Here is a 21303-nt window from a genome sequence, read left to right as displayed (position 1 = left end):
ATGAGTATTATAAATGCACAAAAAAATTTGTGCAAAATCACAAATAAATACAACTACTGCTATTAGCGTAGTCTCTTTCTCTTAAAGATAAATACGTTGAGTCTTTCTACCTGCTCAAAAAAGAAAAATGGCTTCTATAAGAAAACCATCATTCTGTTTCATAATCTGCTGATTTTACTATCTTTTCCAAGAGAAACAAAAATATACATCTTTCTCAACGCAGAAAATCATATATTGGCATTGTATAATGTTAACATAGCCAAAAATAACCGTCAACGTTTTTTTGATTTTATGATATAATATCCTTTTTTCTTTTCTACAACCTCAACTTCAGAAAATACTTCTTCTAGTTTTTTTAGCGCAGACGGTGCACCTTGTTTCTTTTGAATAACAATCCAAAGTTCTCCACCTGGAACTAAATACTCCACAGCTTTTTCTAAAATCTCATGTACGATATCTTTACCCGCACGAATCGGAGGGTTAGATAGAATAGCAGCATACTTACCATCTACATTTTCATAGACGCTACTTTGAAAAATACGTATATTCTCGATTTTGTTATTAGCGGCGTTTTCTTTCGCAAGCCCAAGTGCCCTCTCATTCACATCCACCATGTGAACTTCACGACCTTGAAACTCTTTCGCTAACGACAAACCAATAGGACCGTATCCGCAACCTACGTCTAATATATTACCTTTAATATCTGGCATTTGAAACGCTTCAATTAAAAGACGGGAACCAAAGTCCACTTCGTTTTTCGAGAACACCCCATGGTCAGATAAGAAAGTAAATCGAGATCCACGAAGGACAAACTCCCATCGCTTGCGATCACTTTTACTAGAAGGGTCGTTAGAAAAATAATGGTCTGCCATATGGCCACCTCTTTTCTTTACAGTTAAAAAAAAAGCTCGCATGAGAGCGAGCTTTTTTTAAAGCATCAAAAGTTAATTACTTAACTTCTACAGCAGCGCCAACTTCTTCAAGTTTAGCTTTGATTTCTTCAGCTTCTTCTTTAGCAGCAGCTTCTTTGATTACTTTTGGAGTGTTGTCAACTAATTCTTTAGCTTCTTTTAAGCCAAGACCAGTGATTTCACGAACAACTTTGATAACTTTGATTTTTTGTGCACCAGCGCTAGTTAGTTCCACATCAAATTCAGTTTTCTCAGCAGCAGCTTCTCCAGCGCCACCAGCAACAGCTACAGGAGCAGCAGCAGTTACGCCGAATTCTTCCTCGATAGCTTTTACTAAGTCGTTAAGTTCTAATACAGTCATAGATTTAACTGCTTCAATGATTTGTTCTTTAGTCATTGTAAATATCCTCCCTTAAATAGGTTTGTATTGTTTTATCGATAATACGTAATTATCTTTCAAAAAATTAAGCGCCTTGCTCTTCCTTTTGGTCTGCAACTGCTTTAGTAGCAAGTGCAAGGTTACGGATTGGAGCTTGAAGAACGCTAAGAAGCATAGAAAGTAAGCCTTCACGTGATGGAAGAGTAGCGATTGCTTTAACCTCATCAAGTGTTACAAGTTTACCTTCGATTACGCCCGCTTTAATTTCTAAAGCTTCATGATCTTTAGCGAAGTCGTTTAATACTTTCGCAGGAGCAACTACATCCTCGTTACTGAACGCGATTGCGTTTGGTCCTGTTAAGAATTCATTTAACTCAGCCATTTCAGCAGATTCTGCAGCACGACGAGTTAGAGAGTTTTTGTAAACTTTGAACTCAACGCCAGCTTCACGTAATTGCTTACGTAATTCTGTTGCTTCAGAAACTGTTAAACCACGGTAGTCAACAACGATTGTAGATTTACTAGCGCGAAGTTTGTCCGCGATTTCAGTTACAACTTGTTGTTTAGTTTCGATTACTTTGCTCATGTTATTACACCTCCTGTAGATTATATAGAAGATGTACCGAAAGTGCACTAAAAACCTCCATGCCCAACTTGTAGACATGGAGGCATATAGTCACAGAAAAAAGATTCCGCTTCGTATATTAACACCTAGGTAGGAAATTAAGTCTATTGACACCTACTGTCTACGGTACACTAATTAAATTCACAACATAAATGATTATATTAAAACTTCTTTATGAAGTCAACTTCCAAAATTTACGCTAATGTAGAAACGTCTACACGTACGCCAGGTCCCATTGTAGAAGCAACTGTTACGTTCTTCATGTAAGTACCTTTTGCAGCAGCTGGCTTAACTTTTTGTAAAGTGTCAGCAATTGTTTTGAAGTTTTCTACTAATTTAGCATCTTCGAAAGATACTTTACCGATTGGAACGTGGATGTTACCAGCTTTATCAACGCGGTATTCAACTTTACCAGCTTTGATTTCGTTAACAGCTTTAGTTACATCGAAAGTAACTGTTCCAGTTTTAGGGTTTGGCATTAAACCTTTAGGTCCTAATACGCGACCAAGTTTACCAACTTCACCCATCATATCAGGAGTTGCTACTACTACATCGAAATCGAACCAACCTTGTTGGATTTTACCGATGTAATCAGTATCGCCTACGAAGTCAGCTCCAGCAGCTTCAGCTTCTTTAGCTTTTTCACCTTTAGCAAATACTAATACACGTTGTACTTTACCAGTACCATGTGGAAGAACAACTGCACCACGGATTTGTTGGTCAGCTTTCTTAGGGTCAACACCTAAACGGAATGCAGCTTCTACAGTTGCATCAAATTTAGCTGTGTTTGTTTTCTTTACTAATTCTACTGCTTCTGTTGCAGAGTAAGCAGCTGCACGATCAACAAGCTTTGCAGCTTCTACGTACTTTTTACCTCTTTTAGCCATTTTTATTTCCTCCTCGAATGTGGTTTTAGCGGAATAACCTCCCACGTTTACGCCTGTTTTCAGGTATAACCTGAGGATGAGCGCCATCCATTTATTTAAAAACGATAATCATTTACGATAATAAAGGTTGCGAATTGGAATTCCAGACCCGCAACCTTTTTTAAAAACAAATCGAATTAGTCTTCGATAACGATGCCCATACTGCGTGCAGTACCTTCAACCATACGCATTGCAGCTTCTACGCTAGCAGCGTTTAGGTCAGGCATTTTAGTTTCAGCGATTTCGCGTACTTTATCACGCTTAACAGTTGCCACTTTATTACGGTTTGGTTCACCAGAACCAGACTCAATACCAGCTACTTTCTTAAGAAGAACAGCAGCAGGAGGAGTTTTAGTAATGAAAGTGAATGAACGGTCCTCAAATACCGTAATTTCAACAGGGATGATAAGACCAGCTTGATCTGCTGTACGAGCGTTAAACTCTTTACAGAAGCCCATGATGTTAACACCTGCTTGTCCTAATGCTGGACCAACTGGTGGAGCTGGGTTAGCTTTACCTGCAGGAATTTGAAGCTTTACCATTTTAATTACCTTTTTAGCCACGAGACACACCTCCTTAAGTCCGTGATGTGGTCAATTGGACAGTGATTTGCCCTCCCACGTCATATTTTATCTGTAAGGATAAAATCTTTCAAAAAACGTCTCCGATAACGAAGACGTACTGACTTAAAAGATATTATCACTTTTTACAATTCATTTCAAGTTTCATTTTATAATTTTTCAATTTGATGGAAGTCAAGTTCAACTGGAGTCTCGCGACCAAACATGTCCACAAGTACGCTAACCTTTTTCTTCTCCACATCAATTTCTTCAATAGCACCTGTATAATCTGCGAATGGCCCCTCATTTACACGTACTGTCTCATGAAGTTCAAAGTCGAAATCAACCACTTCGTTATCCATGCCCATATGTTTCATAATGGTAACAACTTCCTCTTCTAATAGAGGTGATGGTTTAGATCCAGAACCAGAAGAACCAACGAACCCAGTTACACCTGGCGTGTTACGTACAACATACCAAGAGTCATCAGTCATGATTAATTCTACTAATACATAACCTGGGAACACTTTTCTTTTCATTAATTTTTCTTTTCCGTTTTTCATTTCTACTTCTACTTCTTCCGGGACAACAACACGGAAAATTTTATCTTGCATACCCATTGATTCTACACGTTTCTCTAGGTTTGCTTTTACTTTATTTTCATATCCAGAATAAGTATGGACAACATACCAACTTTTTTCCATTCATTTAGGACGAGCGTCCTTCCCTCCCTGACGTACATTTTTTTGCGCAAATGAAAAAACCCGTTCACCGGGCTTTTACACAGTTCTTATAAATAACATTATATCATGGATAAGTGCTTCTTATTCAAGAATTAACCAAGAATTAACCGAATTAAAGAAGAAATGCCCATATCAACTACTGCGAAGAAAATCGCAAAGAACACAACTGTAGCAACAACAGTCGCTGTTGAGCGGAGTAATTCATCTTTTTTAGGCCAACTTACTTTTTTCATTTCGCGACCTACATCGCCGAAAAAGTTCGTTAAACGCATCTGCGGGACCTCCAGTGTATTATTTCAATTATTTATTTTGTTTCCTTGTGAACTGTATGCTGATTGCATGTTTTACAAAACTTTTTTATTTCAAGTCGCTCTATTGAGCTCGTATCTTTCATAGTAGAGTAGTTTCGATTTTTACACTCTTCACATGAGAGTACAACTTTTTTCCTCATTAGTTACACCAACCTTGTAACATTATGTCCCTAAAAATGTATCATACAATAAAAGACAATGTCAATGACATGCATTTGTACTCTCTACAAAAGAAAACAGGTGATTTATTTTACACCTGTAGCACTTGTTACTTCTTATGAATTTAAAGTTGTACTTTCTCTCATTTCCATATATCGTTCCAATTTCCTCTTTACTCGTTGTAAAGCGTTATCAATAGATTTCACATGCCTGTTTAACTGTTCTGAAATCTCTTGATAAGAACGACCATCTAAATATAAAGAAAGCACTTTCCTTTCTAAATCGCTTAATAATTCAGATATTTTTGATTCTATGTCTGTATATTCTTCCTGGCTAATGATCATCTCTTCAGGATCAGTCACCTTTGCTTCAGAAATAACATCCAATAACGTTCGATCAGATTCCTCATCGTAAATCGGCTTATCTAAAGACACATACGAATTTAAAGGAATATGTTTTTGTCTTGTTGCCGTTTTAATAGCGGTAATAATTTGTCGAGTGATACATAGTTCAGCAAATGCTTTGAATGAAGACAGCTTGTCCTCTTTATAATCACGAATTGCTTTAAACAACCCTATCATACCTTCTTGAACAATGTCTTCTCGATCGGCACCCACTAAAAAGTAAGATCTTGATTTCGCACGAACAAAGTTCTTATACTTGTGAATTAAATATTCTAGAGCGTCAGTATTACCTTTTCGAACTAACTCAACGATTGCCTCATCCTCTAAATCACGAAATGTAACGTCGCCTATACTTACGAAGCCTGCTTCCACCTTGATCCCTCCGACCGCTATTTATTTAGCAATATTATACAGTAAAAAGATAAAGAGCGTCAATGCTTCAACGCTCTCCTCTTCTTAATTTTTCTAATTTTTCTGTAATATCCTTACTAAATATCTTTCTCATGGCGGGCTGCTGTTCTTTCGTGTCTTTTGTACGCCTTCTTACTTGTTGTTCCATCGCTTGTACTTCCAACTCTAATTCACGCGCAGATTTTCGAAGGGCACCTTGCCCAAATATAACCCATTGTTCTGTATAATCAGAAGTCGCAACATATATTTGTGTATTTATATTTCTAAGCTCTATTGCAAGTTGCTCTATCTTTTCGTCTGCAGTTTGATTCTTTCGTGTGAATATGACTTCTACACGAGATTGTTTCATCTTTTTTTCAATACCATGGACTGTATAGGCATCAAAGACTATCATCACTTTTGTGCCTGTATACCCTTGATAATCCGCCATCTTATCAATAAGCGCATCTCTTGATGATTGTAAATCTACATCCCGCAGTTTCTTCAAATCTCCCCAAGCTCCGATAATGTTGTAACCGTCAACGATTAAAATATCGTTCATTTTTTATTTACCAATTTCGTGACGTTTACGATATACCTCATACATTAACAAACTTGCGGCTACTGAAGCATTTAAGGATGTAACTTTCCCCACCATCGGTAGAGTGATTAGGAAATCACATTTTTCACCAATAATACGACTCATACCTTTTCCTTCACTACCAATTACTAATCCAATCGGCATTGTACCATCTAAATTACGGTAATCCGTTTTCCCTTTGGCATCTGTACCAGCAATCCAAAGTCCACGCTCTTTTAATTCATCAATTGTACGAGATAAGTTTGTTACGCGCGCAACAGGAATGTATTCAATCGCTCCTGTTGATGCTTTCGCAACTGATGCTGTAAGTCCCACAGCTCTTCTCTTCGGAATAATAATTCCATGAGCTCCTGTTGCATCAGCAGTACGCATAATAGAACCTAGGTTATGCGGATCTTCAATCTCATCTAAAATTAAGAAGAATGGATCTTCATTACGTTTTTCTGCCACTTTGAATAAATCTTCTAACTCTGCATACTGATATGCAGCTACTTGAGCAATTACACCTTGATGATTACCCTCAACTAATTGATCTAACTTTTTCTTTGGTGCATGTTGTAAAATAATCTTATTTTCTTTCGCTAACGCTAGTACAATTTGTACTTGTCCTTTGGCAGCACCTTCTGCGATCCAAATTTTATTAATATCTCTCCCTGATCTTAACGCTTCAATTACAGGGTTACGTCCGATAATATATTCACTAGTCATGATGATGTGCCCCCTTCCTTTTCTTCTAAAACTGCAATTGCCTTATATACAATTTCATCTAATCTTTCACGATTATTTAATAAATGATGATAACCAATTAGTGCTTCAAAGGCTGTACTATGTCGATATGTTTGTACATCCGTATTTTTCGGAACTGTACCTGAATTTGCATTACGCCCTCTTCTTAATACCGCCTCTTCTTCCTCTGTCAAAAATGCCGTCTCTAATAAATGATAAACAACTTTCGCCTGTGCTTTTGCTGAAACAAAGCTCGTCCCTAAGCGATGTAATTGATTAGGGCGAACTTTTCCTTTTTGAAGGAGGTGATAGCGGATATATTGTTCATATACCGCATCACCCATATACGCTAACGCCAAGCTGTTTAATTGCTTTGCATCAATCATCCTTATCCTCTTTTCCATCTTGTACCTTGAGCGGTATCTTCTAAAATAATATTACGTTCTTTTAAATCGTCACGAATTTGATCAGACAATGCAAAATCGCGATTTTTACGAGCTTCAATGCGCTTTTGGATAAGCTCTTCAATTTCTTCATCCAGTAATTCTTCTTTTGATAATTCTAATCCTAAAATATCAAATAACGTTTCCAATTGTTTTACGTATGCTTCAATTACAACTTTAGATGTATGCTCTTCAAGTAAATATTGATTTGCATGATTTGCTACGTTGTATAATTCGGTAATTGCATTTGCAGTGTTAAAGTCATCATTCATTGCCTCTTCAAATGCAGTCTGGAATTTCTCTATTTCAGCTAACCATTTCTCATTATGGTCCGTTAAATCCGTACTACTCTCCATACGATGCTTTAAGTTTCCATAAGCTGTTTTAATTCTTTCCAGTCCATTATTCGTACTTTGTAATAACTCTTCACTAAAGTTAATCGGGTGACGATAGTGTACTGATAACATAAAGAATCTAATTAACTGCGGGTCGTATTGCTTAATAATATCGTGAACTAAAATAAAGTTACCAAGCGATTTAGACATCTTCTCATTGTTAATATTAATATATCCATTATGCATCCAGTAACGTGCAAACGTTTTTCCAGTCAATGCCTCTGACTGCGCAATTTCATTTTCATGATGTGGGAACGCCAAGTCTTGACCACCAGCATGAATGTCAATTGTATCCCCTAAGTACTTACGCGCCATTGCTGAGCATTCAATATGCCATCCTGGACGTCCTTGCCCCCAAGGGCTTTCCCAGAAGATTTCTCCTTCTTTCGCAGCTTTCCATAAAGCAAAATCAAGAGGGTCTTGTTTCTTTTCCCCTACCTCAATACGAGCACCGTGACGTAAATCTGCGATTGGTTGATGTGATAATTTACCGTAACCTTCGAATTCCTTCGTCTTAAAGTACACATCACCCTCTGATTCATATGCATACCCTTTATTCACAAGTTCTTGAATAAATTCAATAATGATATCCATATTTTCTGTTACACGAGGATGAACTGTTGCGTGTTTGCAACCTAGTGCTGTTACATCTTCAAAGTACGCTTCAACAAAACGATCAGCAATTGTCGGTACATCTTCACCTAATTCATTTGCCGCTTTAATTAATTTATCATCTACATCCGTAAAGTTAGATACATATTGCACATCGTATCCTTTGTATTCTAAATAACGACGCACTGTATCGAATACCATAGGAGGTCTTGCATTCCCAATATGAATGTAGTTATAAACTGTAGGTCCGCATACATACATCTTTACCTTATTTTCTTCTAATGGAATAAACTCTTCTTTTTGACGTGTTAACGTATTATAAATGTGAATAGTCATTTTTATCCTTCCTTTCTACCTTTAATTCCAATTGTTTCTTCAATTTATCAATTTCTACTTCCATAGCCTTTAATTTATCAAAAATCGGATCTGGAAGGTCAGAGTGATTTAATTCTTGACCAATCTTTACTCCATTTTGAATAACGACACGGCCAGGTATACCTACAACTGTAGAATGTGCAGGAACTTCTTTTAATACGACAGACCCTGCTCCGATTTTAGAATTCTCTCCCACAGTAATAGACCCAAGAACTTTAGCACCCGTCGCAATTAATACATTATCCTGAATTGTTGGGTGCCTCTTCCCTTTTTCTTTTCCTGTACCACCTAATGTAACCCCTTGATAAATCGTTACATTATCACCAATTTCACAAGTTTCTCCAATTACAACTCCCATTCCATGATCTATGAAAAAGCGTCGACCAATAGTTGCTCCTGGATGGATCTCAATGCCAGTAAAAAAGCGGCTCACTTGTGAAACAAAACGTGCAAGAAAGAAAAAATTTCTTTTATAAAAAGCATGTGCAATTCGATGGGCCCAAACTGCATGTAATCCAGAGTAAGTTAAAATGACTTCGAAATAACCTCTTGCCGCTGGATCCTGTTCAAAAACGACTTCAATATCTTCCCGAAGCCTCTTAAACATCGGTGTTCCCTCCCCTTTATGGGCTGCTTTTTTGTCGAGCAAACTAACTCCCCTAACCCATCACTTCTCCCCTAATTCTTTATATAAGGAGATAAATTCCATATTCATACCTATTTACACGGTATAAAAAAAAAGGCGTCTCTGTCATATTGACAGAGACGCCTTTTAAGCGCGGTTCCACTCTGTTTAGGCTTAAAAAAGCCTCAAACTCATCCATGATAACGGTGTACACCGCTTCTGCTTACTTTGCGGCCTAAGACATCCCACGAAGCAATTCACTGTTCAGCAGAAGACTCGAAGGGGCATTTCAAAAATCCGCTTATAAACCACTCCCAGCCTAAAGGTGGTTCTCTCTGTAAAAAGCCTGATTTTCTACTTCTCCTTCTCGTCGCTTTTCCTTATTAGGTTTTAGGTATACTTATTATATTTCTAAACCTAGAAAATGTTAACCAATTACTTTTTGAAGACGATTTAAAACTTTTTCTTTTCCAAGAAGTGCAATAGCATTCGGAAGCTCTGGACCATGCGTTTGTCCTGTAGTTGCAACACGGATTGGCATAAATAAATTTTTACCTTTATGTCCTGTTTCCTTTTGAACTGCTTTAATCGCTGCCTTAATTGCTGCTGGCTCCATTGCTTCTAGAGCTTCTATTTGACCAGCAAATGCACGAAGTACTTCAGGTACTTGTTCACCATTTAATACTTCTTGTCCTTCTTCTTCATAATCAACATGATCTTTAAAGAACATTTCAGAAAGCTCTACAATTTCAGCTCCAAAACTCATTTGTTCATGGTATAAAGCAATTACATCACGAATCCAAGCTTGGTCTTGTTCGCTTAAAGTTTCTCCCACACGTTCAGCTTTCACTAAATGCGGTAAGCTTAACTCTACAACCGTATCTAAATCTTGCTTTTTCATATACTGGTTGTTCATCCATTTTAGTTTTTGAGAATCAAATAATGCAGGTGATTTTGATAAACGAGCTGCATCGAACATTTTGATAAACTCATCTTTAGAGAAGATTTCTTCTTCTCCTACCGGAGACCAACCTAGTAGTGCAATAAAGTTAAAGATTGCTTCTGGAAGATACCCAAGCTCTTTATATTGCTCAATAAATTGAATAATAGATTCATCACGCTTACTTAACTTTTTACGACTTTCATTAACAATTAGAGTCATATGACCGAATTGTGGAATATCCCAGCCGAAAGCTTCATAAATCATCATTTGTTTCGGTGTATTTGAAATATGATCATCACCACGAAGTACATGTGTAATTTCCATTAGATGATCATCTACTGCTACTGCAAAGTTATAAGTTGGAATTCCATCTTTTTTCACAATAACAAAATCACCGAAATCATTTGAATGGAACGCAACTTCATCTTTTACAATATCTTTGAATGTGTAGTCACGATCAGCTGGTACACGGAAGCGAATACTTGGAATACGTCCCTCAGCTTCAAATTCTTTCACTTGTTCTGCAGTTAATTCACGGTGGTTACCTGCGTAACGAGGTGTTTCACCGCGAGCGATTTGTCCTTCACGCTCTGCTTCAAGCTCTTCTTCTGTCATATAACATTTATAAGCTAAACCACGCTCTAATAAATCTTCATATAATTTTTTATAAATATCTAAACGCTCTGTTTGGCGATATGGTCCAAATTCACCACCAACATCAACACCTTCATCCCAGTCCATACCGAGCCATTTCAAGTATTTTAATTGGCTTTCTTCTCCACCAGCCACGTTACGTTTTACATCAGTATCTTCAATACGAATAATAAACTTGCCATCTAAATGACGAGCAAATAAATAATTAAATAATGCCGTACGCGCATTTCCGATATGTAAGTGTCCTGTTGGACTTGGCGCGTAGCGTACTCTCACTTGCTTTTCCATAATTGGTACACCTTCCATTCTTAATGTCAACACATTCTATAATTGTACACCAAAAAAATGTGATTATCCATCTTACGAATTAAAAACCATTATTTTTTCTGTAATAAAACAACTGCTTGAGAAGCAATCCCTTCTTCTCTACCTGTAAATCCTAATTTTTCTGTTGTTGTTGCCTTTACATTAATGTTATCGATAGACGTTTCTAACAGTTCACTAATGCGCTTACGCATGCTCTCAATATGTGGTGCCATTTTTGGTTTTTGAGCAATAATTGTACAATCTAAATTTCCTAACTCATAACCTTGTTCACGTACAAATTCCCAAACTTTTTGTAACAATACAGCTGAATCTGCATCTTTAAAAGCTGGGTCTGTATCAGGAAAATGCTTTCCGATATCTCCTGCTGCAATCGCACCTAAACATGCATCAGCAATCGTATGTAACAATACATCTGCATCTGAATGACCGATTAATCCTTTCTCGTGTGGAATTGTAATTCCACCGATAATCAACGGGCGCCCTTCCGCAAATTCATGTACATCAAAACCTTGTCCAATTCGAAACATCCTTACTTCCTCCTTAAGCTAAACTACTGAGCTTTATGACTCTATATTATATCGCTATCCTTATAAAGAAAAGCCCGGCTGTTGCCGAGCTTTTCTTTATTAACACATCATCAACGTTATTTCTTCTGAACACGTAGGAAACTTTCAGCAATTAATAGATCTTCCGGAGTCGTCACTTTAATATTATAGTAACTCCCCTCTACTACACCTACTTGCTTCCCAACACGTTCTACGAGACTTGCATCATCTGTGCCAAGAAAACAACTTTGCTTTGCGCTTCTATGAGCTTCTAGCAAAAGAGAAACAGAGAATCCTTGTGGTGTTTGTACAGCGTTAAGTTGAGATCGCTCTACCGTTTCTACAACAACACCCCGCTCTACTTTCTTAACAGTATCTTTTACTGGCACTGCACAAATGGAAGCTCCATATTTTTCTGCTGCAGTTAATACATCGCGAATCACTTTATTCGTTACGAACGGGCGTGCCCCGTCATGCACAAGAACATATTCGACACCACTCGCATACTGAAGTGCGTTATATACGCTATCTTGTCTTTCGGCTCCACCCTGAATAAATTGTACGTGCTTTTCAATCTGGTACTTCTGCATTAACTCTTCAAAATACGGGCGTTCCTCTTCGTTAATTGCCATAATAATACTTTTGCACGCTTTATCTTTTTCAAAAGCACGCAATGTGTGCACAATAATTGGTACTTCATCTATAAGTAAAAATAACTTATTTTTACCAGCACCCATTCGTTTTCCTTGGCCCGCTGCCGGAATAATTAATGTATACATATTAATAATCCTCTACTTATAATGCTTTTTCTAGCAATTTACGTTTTGCGAAAATCATACGACCAGCCGATGTTTGTAATACGCTAGTAACAAGTACGTCAAGTTGTGAACCCACATACTCTCTACCATCTTCTACTACAATCATCGTACCATCATCTAAGTATGCAACACCTTGATTTTGTTCTTTACCATCTTTCACAACATAAACACTTAATTCTTCACCAGGGAGTACGACTGGTTTAATCGCATTAGCTAAATCATTAATGTTTAACACCGTAACCCCTTGTAATTCAGAAACTTTGTTTAAATTGAAATCGTTTGTTACTACAGTTCCACCAGTGATTTTTGCCAACTTTACAAGCTTGCTATCTACTTCTTGGATATCATCGAAATCGCCTTCATAAATTTCTACCGGAATTGGCATCTCCTTTTGAATACGATTTAAAATGTCTAGTCCTCTGCGGCCACGATTACGCTTTAAAGCATCTGAAGAATCGGCAATATGCTGAAGCTCTTCTAATACGAATTGCGGAATGACAATTGTTCCTTCTAAAAACTTTGTTTGGCAAATATCTGCAATACGTCCATCAATAATTACACTCGTATCAAGAATTTTCCAATGAGTCGTAGATTTTTCCGCTTCGACCTCTACCTCTTCATTCTCACTATTGTTTTTCTTCTTACCTCCGCGTTGGGGTAATGTAAATAATCCTAGCAATTCATTCCTCTTTTTAAATCCTACTTGGAATCCTAAATATCCAAGTAAAAGGGTGAAGAACACTTGCAACACCGTACTAATAACTGGAATTGTAAATTCACGAATTGGTATCAAAATTAAATATGCAACAATAAGACCAGAGATTAATCCTAATGTACCAAATAAAACATCTGCTACAGGCGCCTTTACAAGAGCCTCTTCAATATGCTTAATAAGTTGAACAATATAATCTACAAGCCAAAATGTTGTTAAAAATAAAATAATTGCACCAATAATTGCACGAACATACGATCCTTCCAACAAAGGAACCGCACCGATATCTAATACATTAATAATTTTTGGGATTAAGTAAATCCCTAACGCTCCCCCGATCACTAAAAAGAAGAGCTGTACAATCCGTTTTAACATCCAACCACCTCCTACTCATTATTAACCATTGTTTCGCTAATCAAAACGCCGAATGCAAAAGCGGACGTGTTTTTTTGTAAATAGTTTTATTTACCAATATATCATATCATATACCAAAAATGTTCTAGTGTCGTTATATTATAGAATCAATGTAATATTCTTAATTGTGTCTACTCATATAGAGATGCTCTTGAATTCTTTTTAGACCTTCTCGTATTTTCTTCGCTCTCACTTCTCCAATTCCTTCCACATCATCCAATTCATTAATAGTTGCTCGGCAAACACCTTGCAATGTTTTAAATCGATTAATTAAATTCTCTATAATAAGTGGCGGAACACGAGAAATCTTGCTTGTAATTCGATACCCTCTAGGTGTCACACTTTCTTCTAAACTTGTTTGTCCTGGATAGCCAAGTAATTTAACTAAATCACTATCCTCTAAAAGTTGTGTATTTGCAAGATCTTGTAACTTTTTCAAGATTTGATGATGGTCTTGTGTTTTCTCCTGGTGATAATCTTTAATTAACAATGCTGCCTCTGCCTCTAAATCAGCTAGTAATTCTGTAAGCTGTAAACGAATTAACCTACCTTCTGTTCCTAACTCATGAATATAGCTCAATATTTCATTTTTTATACGCAGCACCATTTCAACACTATGTAAAACGTGAACCACCTCGGACATTGTAACGACCTCTTCAAATTCTAGAATGCCCAAATTCGTAATGCCGTCATTCCATACAGCCTTATATTTTTCTAGCGTTTGAATTGCTTGATTTGCTTTTGTTAAAATGACACCTATATCTTTTAATGTATAACGTAAGTTCCCTTGATATAGCGTAATTACATTACGTCTTTGTGAAATGGCCACAACAAGGCTGCCCGTCTGCTTTGCTACACGCTCTGCTGTTCGGTGACGCATACCTGTTTCAATAGAATCAATAGATGAATCCGGAACTAACTGTGCGTTTGCAATTAAAATTTTACTTCCAGTTTCATTTAAAATAAGTGCTCCATCCATTTTTGCTAATTCATATAAACTAGCAGGAGAGAATGCGCAATTAATATGAAAACCACCATCAACAATGCTTTTAATCTGCTCATTATACCCAAGAACAATTAGTCCCCCTGTTTGTGCGCGAAGTACATTATCTATCCCTTCGCGCAGTGGTGTTCCCGGGGCCACGAGCTGTAAAATATTAATTATACTTTTGACACGTTGCTTATTTTCTTCCATAGCCTAGCCTCCTAATGTCAAACGAAGCGCTTCTCCTAAATTAGAAACACCTACAACCTCAATCCCCTCTGGAATTGTCCACCCCCCTAAATTTTTTCTAGGAATGATAGCACGTTGAAATCCTAATTTAGCTGCTTCTTGTACACGTTGTTCGATTCTTGATACTCTTCTTATTTCTCCAGTTAATCCAACTTCTCCTATTACCGCATCAGTTGGTGCCGTAGATTTATCTCTAAAACTTGAAGCTATACTTAAGGCAACAGCTAAATCAATTGCCGGTTCATCTAATTTCAAACCACCAGCTACTTTTAAATACGCATCTTGATTTTGTAATAGTAAACCTGTTCTTTTCTCTAGTACCGCCATAATAAGCGAGACACGATTATGATCAATTCCTGTCGCCATTCTTCGAGGGTTTCCAAAACTAGTAGGGGAAATTAATGCCTGTATTTCTACTAAAACTGGTCTTGTTCCTTCCATTGAGGCAACTACTGTTGAACCTGCAACTCCAACTGGTCTTTCCTCAAGGAAAATCTCAGAAGGATTTAAGACTTCTGCAAGGCCAAGTTCTTTCATTTCAAAGATACCCATTTCATTCGTAGAACCAAAACGATTCTTTACAGCTCGTAAAATACGATATGTATGGTGTCGATCTCCTTCAAAGTAAAGAACTGCATCGACCATATGTTCTAGCATACGCGGTCCCGCAATTGCACCTTCTTTTGTCACATGCCCTACGATGAAAATTGGGATTCCCTTTGTTTTTGCAAGTTTCATTAATTCTGCTGTACATTCACGTACTTGCGCCACACTACCAGGAGCTGATGTCACCTCAGGTAAATGTATCGTTTGAATAGAATCAATAACAACAAAAGCAGGATTCATCTCTTCAATATGTGCTGCAATACGCTGTAAATCTGTCTCTGATACAACAAATAGATTACTACCATTTACATGTAAACGATCTGCACGAAGTTTAATCTGCTTTGCTGACTCCTCACCTGATATATACAATACATCATATGAAGCATCTGCTAATTGCGAGGAAATCTGTAATAATAACGTTGATTTTCCAATCCCAGGGTCCCCACCAATAAGTACTAAAGATCCATCTACAATTCCGCCACCTAGTACACGGTTAAACTCCTGAAATTTTGTTTCAATACGTGCCTCAGACTTTGTTTCTACTTCTGTAAGACGTCTTGGTTTTGTTACTTCTGTTTGAATTGCATTTGCATAATTTAGGCGTCTGGATGATACAACTGGTTCCATCTCTTCAACAAGCGAATTCCATTGACCACACCCTGGACATTTACCCATATATTTTGGTGATTGATAACCACACTCTTGACATGTGAATTTTGTTTTCTTTTTAGCCATATCTTTTTATATTTCACTTCGCTTTCATCTATAAACATTTGACCTTCTCGTACAAGAAAGAGGGCTATCTCGTAGCCCTCTTAGTTTGTCTATACTTATTTTACCTTTTCAGCACTATGAATGACAAATGTTTCCCCTTCTACATCAAAGATAACTTTTTGTCCTTTCTCAATAGCACCTTTTAAAAGTTCTTCCGATAGTCTATCCTCTACATGCTTCTGAATTGCTCTACGTAGTGGACGAGCACCATATTCACGATCAAACCCTTTATCAGCAATAGCTGCAATCGCCCCTTCTGTTAATTGCAATTCAATTTCTTGTTCTTTTAAGCGATTCACTAACTGATTTACCATAAGAGTCACAATTTCTTGAATATGTTTTTTCTCAAGCATATGGAATACGATAATTTCATCAATACGGTTTAAGAATTCTGGACGAAATGCCTTTTTCAGCTCATCCATTACTTTACCTTTCATATCCGAATAATCACGGCTTTCATCTTGTACGTTAAATCCAAGATGTTTGTTACGTTTTAACGCCTCAGCACCAACGTTAGACGTCATAATAACAATCGTATTACGGAAGTCAACTGTACGTCCTTTAGAATCAGTTAAACGACCATCTTCCAATACCTGTAGTAAAATATTAAATACATCAGGATGCGCCTTCTCTACTTCATCTAATAGGACAACTGAATACGGCTTACGACGAACCTTCTCTGTTAATTGTCCGCCTTCTTCATACCCAACATATCCTGGAGGAGAACCAACTAAGCGAGAAGTTGAATGTTTCTCCATATACTCAGACATATCAATGCGAATCATTGCATCCTCATCACCGAACATAGATTCTGCCAATGCTCTTGCTAATTCTGTTTTACCTACACCTGTTGGTCCTAAGAAAATAAATGAACCAATTGGACGTTTCGGATCTTTCAGTCCTGCTCTTGCACGACGAACAGCTTTCGCTACAGCCACTACCGCTTCATCCTGGCCGATGACACGATCATGAAGAATGGATTCTAAGTTTAATAATTTATCAGTCTCTGTTTGTGCAAGTTTAGAAACAGGGATACGTGTCCATGTAGAAACGACATTTGCAATATCTTCTACCGTAACCTCTGAATTTTCTTTTCCTTGTTGTTCTTTCCACTGACGCTTTGTATCTTCCAATTTCTCACGTAAGCGTTGTTCCATATCACGTAAGGAAGCAGCCTTTTCAAACTCTTGACTTTGTACAGCCGCATCTTTTTCTTTTCGAATTTCCTCAAGCTTCACTTCAAGCTCTTTTAAGTTTGGTGGTGTTGTATAAGAACGTAAGCGAACCTTTGAAGCAGCTTCATCAATTAAATCAATTGCTTTATCTGGTAAGAAACGATCCGTAATATAACGATCGGAAAGTTTCACAGCTGCATCAATTGCATCATCTGTAATAGACACACGGTGATGGGCCTCATAACGATCGCGTAAACCTTTCAAGATTTGAGTTGATTCTTCTAGACTCGGCTCATCAACATGAATTGGCTGGAAACGTCTCTCTAAAGCTGCATCCTTTTCAATATATTTACGATACTCATCTAAAGTTGTCGCACCAATACATTGTAATTCTCCGCGTGCTAAAGATGGTTTTAAAATATTTGATGCATCGATTGCACCTTCTGCTCCACCTGCACCGATTAATGTATGAAGTTCATCAATAAATAGAATAATATTCCCTGCTTGACGTATTTCATCCATTACTTTCTTTAAACGATCTTCAAACTCACCACGATATTTCGTCCCAGCTACCACTGTTCCCATATCTAGTGTCATAACACGCTTATCTCTTAACGTTTCAGGAACTTCATTATTTACGATTTGCTGTGCTAACCCTTCAGCAATTGCTGTTTTACCTACACCAGGCTCTCCAATTAACACTGGATTGTTTTTTGTTCTACGGCTTAACACTTCAATTACACGTTGAATTTCTTTACTACGTCCAATAACAGGATCCAAACGATTCTCACGTGCAACAACTGTTAAGTCGCGCGCTAAACTGTCTAGTGTCGGTGTATTTGCATTTGTCGATGAACCACCTTGGTGACCTGAACTTGCTTCGTTACTTCCAAGAAGTTGTAACACTTGTTGTCTTGCTTTATTGAGGCTTACACCTAAATTATTTAATACACGTGCCGCTACACCTTCACCTTCACGGATTAAGCCAAGTAAAATATGTTCTGTTCCAACGTAAGAATGTCCTAGCTTACGCGCTTCATCCATAGACAATTCAATAACTTTTTTAGCACGAGGTGTATAATGTACAGTTTGAGAAGCTTCTGTTCCACGTCCAATTAACGCTTCTACCTCTTTTTGCACTTTCTCCGGGCTCAATCCAAGAGCAATTAACGCTTTTGCTGCAATTCCTTCACCTTCGCGTACAAGCCCAAGTAAAATATGTTCTGTTCCAATGTTATTATGCCCAATGCGAATTGCTTCCTCTTGAGATAAAGCTAATACTTTCTGTGCTCTTTCTGTAAATCTTCCAAACATCATAGAAATCGCCTCCTACTTGCGCTTAGTTTTTTTCAATACGTAATCGCTCACGGATTAAGGTTGCTCTTCGATAATCTCTTTCTTCTGGTCCTAAAGGTCCTCCTGCATATTGTTGTAAAATACCAGGTTGCGTAAGAACCATTAGCTCAGTCAAAATATTTCTCGATATACCTTTTATATATCCTAGATCAATACCGAGTCGTACATCCGATAAGCAAGTTGCCGCTTCTGCAGATTGAATTAAACGACTGTTTGCTAGTATACCGTAAGAACGATAAACCTTATCTTCAAGCTCAATACTCGAATTTTGTACAATTAATTCTCTGGCCAATTTTTCTTGTTGTATGATTTGCTGCATGACACTCTTTAAATCTGCAATAATATCTTCTTCGGATTTCCCTAGCGTCATTTGATTTGATACTTGAAATATATTACCTAACGCTTCGCTACCTTCACCGTATATTCCTCTTACTACTAAACCTAATTTTTGAATTACTTGTATAATACGGCTAATTCTTTTTGTTAAAACCAGCCCTGGTAAATGAATCATTACAGAAGCTCTTAATCCTGTACCAACGTTAGTAGGACAACTCGTAATATATCCAAGTGATTCATCAAAAGCATATTCAACCTCTTTTTCAATCCAATTATCTATTTGATTGGCGCTTTGAAGCGCCTTTGATAACTGTAGTCCTGGAAATAGGCACTGAATCCTAATGTGGTCTTCCTCATTAAGCATCACACTAATGTGTTCGCTTTCTGATAACAGACATGCTCCATATTCAGTCCCTGCTAGATTTGGACTAATTAAATGCTTTTCAACTAAAACTCTCCTTTGAAGAGGAGTTAATTCATTCATTTTTAATAGTCCAAACTTCCCAAAGGGCTCTACCGCTTTATTTATAAATTTCTTTTTAAATAATTCTTGAACCTTTTGAGCTTCCTCTTCGTTTTGCATAGTAGAAAATTGATATTGCTTAAAATTACGAGCCAAACGAATTCGACTACTTAAAACAATATCAGAATCAGGGCCATCCCCCTTCATCCATGGACTAATCGCTTCATTCATAATTTTGTCCAGTGACATAGAACTACTCCCCCTCTCTATGCTCACTAAGCTGAGTTTCAAGCCCTCGAATTTCATCTCTTACCTCAGCAGCTTTCTCAAACTCCTCATTCTGTACATATTGTTTCAGAATAAGTTTTAGTTCATCTAATTCTTTCTTTAAGTGGATATTTCCTTCCATTCGTTCCGGAATTTTTCCACAATGTTCTGTATGTCCACCATGAAGTCGCTTTAACAATGGGTTTAAGTGTCCTTTAAATGTATCGTAACAAGAAGCACAACCAAAGCGTCCCACCTTTGTAAAATGTTCATATGTCATCTTACAACCTGGACATCTTACTGTATTTGTATTTGAAAACCCGTTTTTTCCTTCTCCAAACATTGTTGATTCACCGTGTAATAAACCAGCAAATACATCATGAAATGAAAAGTTAGACTGTGATGATTGAAAGAAAGACGTATAGCCACTTTGCTCTGCACATTGCTCACAAAGATGAACTTCCGCCTTCTTCTCGTTGATTACTTTTGTATAATGTAAAGTTGCTGGTCTTATATTACAGTTTTGACAAGTCATCAATATCCCCACCTTTACAACAGGAACGATCTACCTCATGATACTTTTCATACATTACTAGATTGTCCTCTTTCCTTAATCCATTTAGATAAAAGTACATGCTCTTTTTCAAAACTTCTACAATATTTAACTGCCCTATCTTAATTATCATTCTTTTACAAAAGCTGTATTTATTTATATTTCAGTGTTCTTAACATTGCGCATAATATTCGAGCCCTAAGTTCATCTCGAGAAGGAATATCCATTGATAATACAGAACGATCTAGTACACTTAACATTAGTTTTGCTTCACGGCCTGTTATAATTCCCTCTTCTAATAAACGTATAATCATACTCTCTGCATTCCCTTGTGCAACGCTATGATCAATCATATGAAGCATTTGATCAATAATGTCTATATCATCATGCAGTTTGACTTTTATAATGCGAATGTAACCTCCTCCACCACGTTTACTTTCTACTACAAATCCTCTTTCTAATGTAAAACGGGTATTGATTACATAATTGATTTGAGATGGTACGCACTCGAAGCGATCCGCAATCTCATTTCTTTTGATTTCAATCACATTATTATTACTTAAGTCAATAACTTGCTTTAGATATTGCTCAATGATATCAGATATATTTCTCATTTATCCGCCACCTTTATTGACTTTGACTATCTTTGACTTTAATTATATACGTATTAATAAAATTTGCAACTCTTTTGCTTATTCACTATCCTAGCCACATTCCCCTGCATTTAATCAAAATAGTAATTATTTAAGCACATTTTTTTAATTACTATGGATTATAAAAGAAAATACGAAAAAACACGAGTCATTTGACTCGTGTTTAGTTGCTTGGCGACGTCCTACTCTCACAGGGACAAGGTCCCAACTACCATCGGCGCTAGAGAGCTTAACTTCCGTGTTCGGTATGGGAACGGGTGTGACCTCTCTGCCATCATCACCAAACTA

At 37.2% G+C, this 21303-nt stretch carries 24 protein-coding genes, 1 rRNA gene and 2 other annotated features; all 25 genes read right to left on the bottom strand.

From position 1 onward, the window contains the following. Positions 1-272 precede the first annotated feature (272 nt). The 25 genes from ACTFRH_RS28390 to rrf all read right to left on the bottom strand — a co-directional run bounded on the left by ACTFRH_RS28390 (position 273) and on the right by rrf (position 21300). Positions 273-872: a class I SAM-dependent methyltransferase gene (locus ACTFRH_RS28390; RefSeq protein WP_000763289.1), complete on the bottom strand. Its 600-nt coding sequence runs from the start codon at positions 870-872 to the stop codon at positions 273-275. Positions 873-948: 76 nt separating this feature from the next. Next, entirely contained in the window at positions 949-1308 is a 360-nt protein-coding gene (gene rplL / locus ACTFRH_RS28385; protein WP_000159736.1) for a 50S ribosomal protein L7/L12, read from the bottom strand. A 67-nt stretch (positions 1309-1375) separates the two neighbouring features. Then, complete coding sequence (gene rplJ / locus ACTFRH_RS28380) at positions 1376-1876, bottom strand: 50S ribosomal protein L10 (protein WP_000048716.1); 501 nt, start codon at positions 1874-1876, stop codon at positions 1376-1378. A gap of 39 nt (positions 1877-1915) precedes the next feature. Then, positions 1916-2060, bottom strand: a sequence feature (ribosomal protein L10 leader region). 49 nt (positions 2061-2109) lie between these two features. Continuing rightward, positions 2110-2802, bottom strand: a complete 693-nt coding sequence (gene rplA, locus ACTFRH_RS28375) for a 50S ribosomal protein L1 (protein WP_001987630.1) — start codon at positions 2800-2802, stop codon at positions 2110-2112. Between the two features lie 176 nt (positions 2803-2978). Beyond that, on the bottom strand, positions 2979-3404 hold the full coding sequence (gene rplK / locus ACTFRH_RS28370) for a 50S ribosomal protein L11 (protein ID WP_001085872.1): 426 nt from the start codon (positions 3402-3404) through the stop codon (positions 2979-2981). Positions 3405-3571: 167 nt separating this feature from the next. Continuing rightward, a complete protein-coding gene (gene nusG / locus ACTFRH_RS28365) occupies positions 3572-4105 on the bottom strand; it encodes a transcription termination/antitermination protein NusG (protein ID WP_000415794.1) in 534 nt (177 codons plus the stop codon). Between the two features lie 131 nt (positions 4106-4236). Beyond that, positions 4237-4416 carry a preprotein translocase subunit SecE gene (secE, locus tag ACTFRH_RS28360; protein ID WP_001241323.1) on the bottom strand — a complete coding sequence of 60 codons (180 nt, stop codon included), beginning with the start codon at positions 4414-4416 and terminating at the stop codon, positions 4237-4239. A gap of 32 nt (positions 4417-4448) precedes the next feature. Next, positions 4449-4595, bottom strand: a complete 147-nt coding sequence (gene rpmG / locus ACTFRH_RS28355; protein ID WP_014481927.1) for a 50S ribosomal protein L33 — start codon at positions 4593-4595, stop codon at positions 4449-4451. Between the two features lie 135 nt (positions 4596-4730). Next, positions 4731-5390: an RNA polymerase sporulation sigma factor SigH gene (locus tag ACTFRH_RS28350; RefSeq protein WP_000387193.1), complete on the bottom strand. Its 660-nt coding sequence runs from the start codon at positions 5388-5390 to the stop codon at positions 4731-4733. 67 nt (positions 5391-5457) lie between these two features. Next, a complete protein-coding gene (locus ACTFRH_RS28345; protein ID WP_000997886.1) occupies positions 5458-5970 on the bottom strand; it encodes an NYN domain-containing protein in 513 nt (170 codons plus the stop codon). A gap of 3 nt (positions 5971-5973) precedes the next feature. Beyond that, complete coding sequence (rlmB, locus tag ACTFRH_RS28340) at positions 5974-6717, bottom strand: 23S rRNA (guanosine(2251)-2'-O)-methyltransferase RlmB (protein ID WP_000200237.1); 744 nt, start codon at positions 6715-6717, stop codon at positions 5974-5976. Continuing rightward, positions 6714-7121 (bottom strand): Mini-ribonuclease 3, encoded by a 408-nt coding sequence (locus tag ACTFRH_RS28335; RefSeq protein ID WP_000564261.1) that lies wholly within the window; start codon positions 7119-7121, stop codon positions 6714-6716. The genes rlmB and ACTFRH_RS28335 overlap by 4 nt, the downstream gene beginning before the upstream one ends. 2 nt (positions 7122-7123) lie before the next feature. Continuing rightward, on the bottom strand, positions 7124-8521 hold the full coding sequence (cysS, locus tag ACTFRH_RS28330; protein ID WP_000152251.1) for a cysteine--tRNA ligase: 1398 nt from the start codon (positions 8519-8521) through the stop codon (positions 7124-7126). After that, positions 8502-9167, bottom strand: a complete 666-nt coding sequence (gene cysE, locus ACTFRH_RS28325) for a serine O-acetyltransferase (RefSeq protein WP_000476496.1) — start codon at positions 9165-9167, stop codon at positions 8502-8504. Before cysE ends, cysS begins: the two co-directional genes overlap by 20 nt. A 151-nt stretch (positions 9168-9318) precedes the next feature. Then, positions 9319-9565: a binding site (T-box leader), on the bottom strand. 47 nt (positions 9566-9612) lie between these two features. Continuing rightward, the gene (gene gltX, locus ACTFRH_RS28320) at positions 9613-11070 is read right to left on the bottom strand and encodes a glutamate--tRNA ligase (protein ID WP_000415141.1); all 1458 of its coding nucleotides are present in this window, start codon (positions 11068-11070) and stop codon (positions 9613-9615) included. 89 nt (positions 11071-11159) lie between these two features. Next, a complete protein-coding gene (ispF, locus tag ACTFRH_RS28315; protein ID WP_000488386.1) occupies positions 11160-11636 on the bottom strand; it encodes a 2-C-methyl-D-erythritol 2,4-cyclodiphosphate synthase in 477 nt (158 codons plus the stop codon). Between the two features lie 116 nt (positions 11637-11752). Continuing rightward, positions 11753-12433, bottom strand: a complete 681-nt coding sequence (gene ispD / locus ACTFRH_RS28310; RefSeq protein ID WP_000288285.1) for a 2-C-methyl-D-erythritol 4-phosphate cytidylyltransferase — start codon at positions 12431-12433, stop codon at positions 11753-11755. A 16-nt stretch (positions 12434-12449) separates the two neighbouring features. After that, on the bottom strand, positions 12450-13559 hold the full coding sequence (locus ACTFRH_RS28305; RefSeq protein WP_000919677.1) for a PIN/TRAM domain-containing protein: 1110 nt from the start codon (positions 13557-13559) through the stop codon (positions 12450-12452). Positions 13560-13719: 160 nt separating this feature from the next. Beyond that, positions 13720-14793, bottom strand: coding sequence for a DNA integrity scanning diadenylate cyclase DisA (gene disA / locus ACTFRH_RS28300; protein ID WP_000392158.1), 1074 nt, complete (start codon positions 14791-14793; stop codon positions 13720-13722). Positions 14794-14796: 3 nt separating this feature from the next. Continuing rightward, positions 14797-16173, bottom strand: a complete 1377-nt coding sequence (gene radA, locus ACTFRH_RS28295; RefSeq protein WP_001085202.1) for a DNA repair protein RadA — start codon at positions 16171-16173, stop codon at positions 14797-14799. 95 nt (positions 16174-16268) lie between these two features. Further along, complete coding sequence (gene clpC, locus ACTFRH_RS28290) at positions 16269-18704, bottom strand: ATP-dependent protease ATP-binding subunit ClpC (RefSeq protein WP_000971184.1); 2436 nt, start codon at positions 18702-18704, stop codon at positions 16269-16271. A gap of 22 nt (positions 18705-18726) precedes the next feature. Continuing rightward, positions 18727-19791 carry a protein arginine kinase gene (locus ACTFRH_RS28285; protein ID WP_000050842.1) on the bottom strand — a complete coding sequence of 355 codons (1065 nt, stop codon included), beginning with the start codon at positions 19789-19791 and terminating at the stop codon, positions 18727-18729. 4 nt (positions 19792-19795) lie between these two features. Beyond that, complete coding sequence (locus ACTFRH_RS28280; RefSeq protein WP_000128402.1) at positions 19796-20344, bottom strand: UvrB/UvrC motif-containing protein; 549 nt, start codon at positions 20342-20344, stop codon at positions 19796-19798. Positions 20345-20514: 170 nt separating this feature from the next. Beyond that, entirely contained in the window at positions 20515-20976 is a 462-nt protein-coding gene (gene ctsR / locus ACTFRH_RS28275; protein WP_001244565.1) for a transcriptional regulator CtsR, read from the bottom strand. A 208-nt stretch (positions 20977-21184) separates the two neighbouring features. After that, positions 21185-21300: ribosomal RNA gene (rrf, locus tag ACTFRH_RS28270) — 5S ribosomal RNA — on the bottom strand. Positions 21301-21303: the final 3 nt, after the last annotated feature.

The organism is Bacillus cereus group sp. MYBK216-1 (assembly GCF_051916495.1).
Classification (GTDB): domain Bacteria; phylum Bacillota; class Bacilli; order Bacillales; family Bacillaceae_G; genus Bacillus_A; species Bacillus_A thuringiensis_K.
The sequence above is the reverse complement of the archived record's forward strand: the minus strand, read 5'-3'. Positions and strand labels throughout refer to the sequence as shown.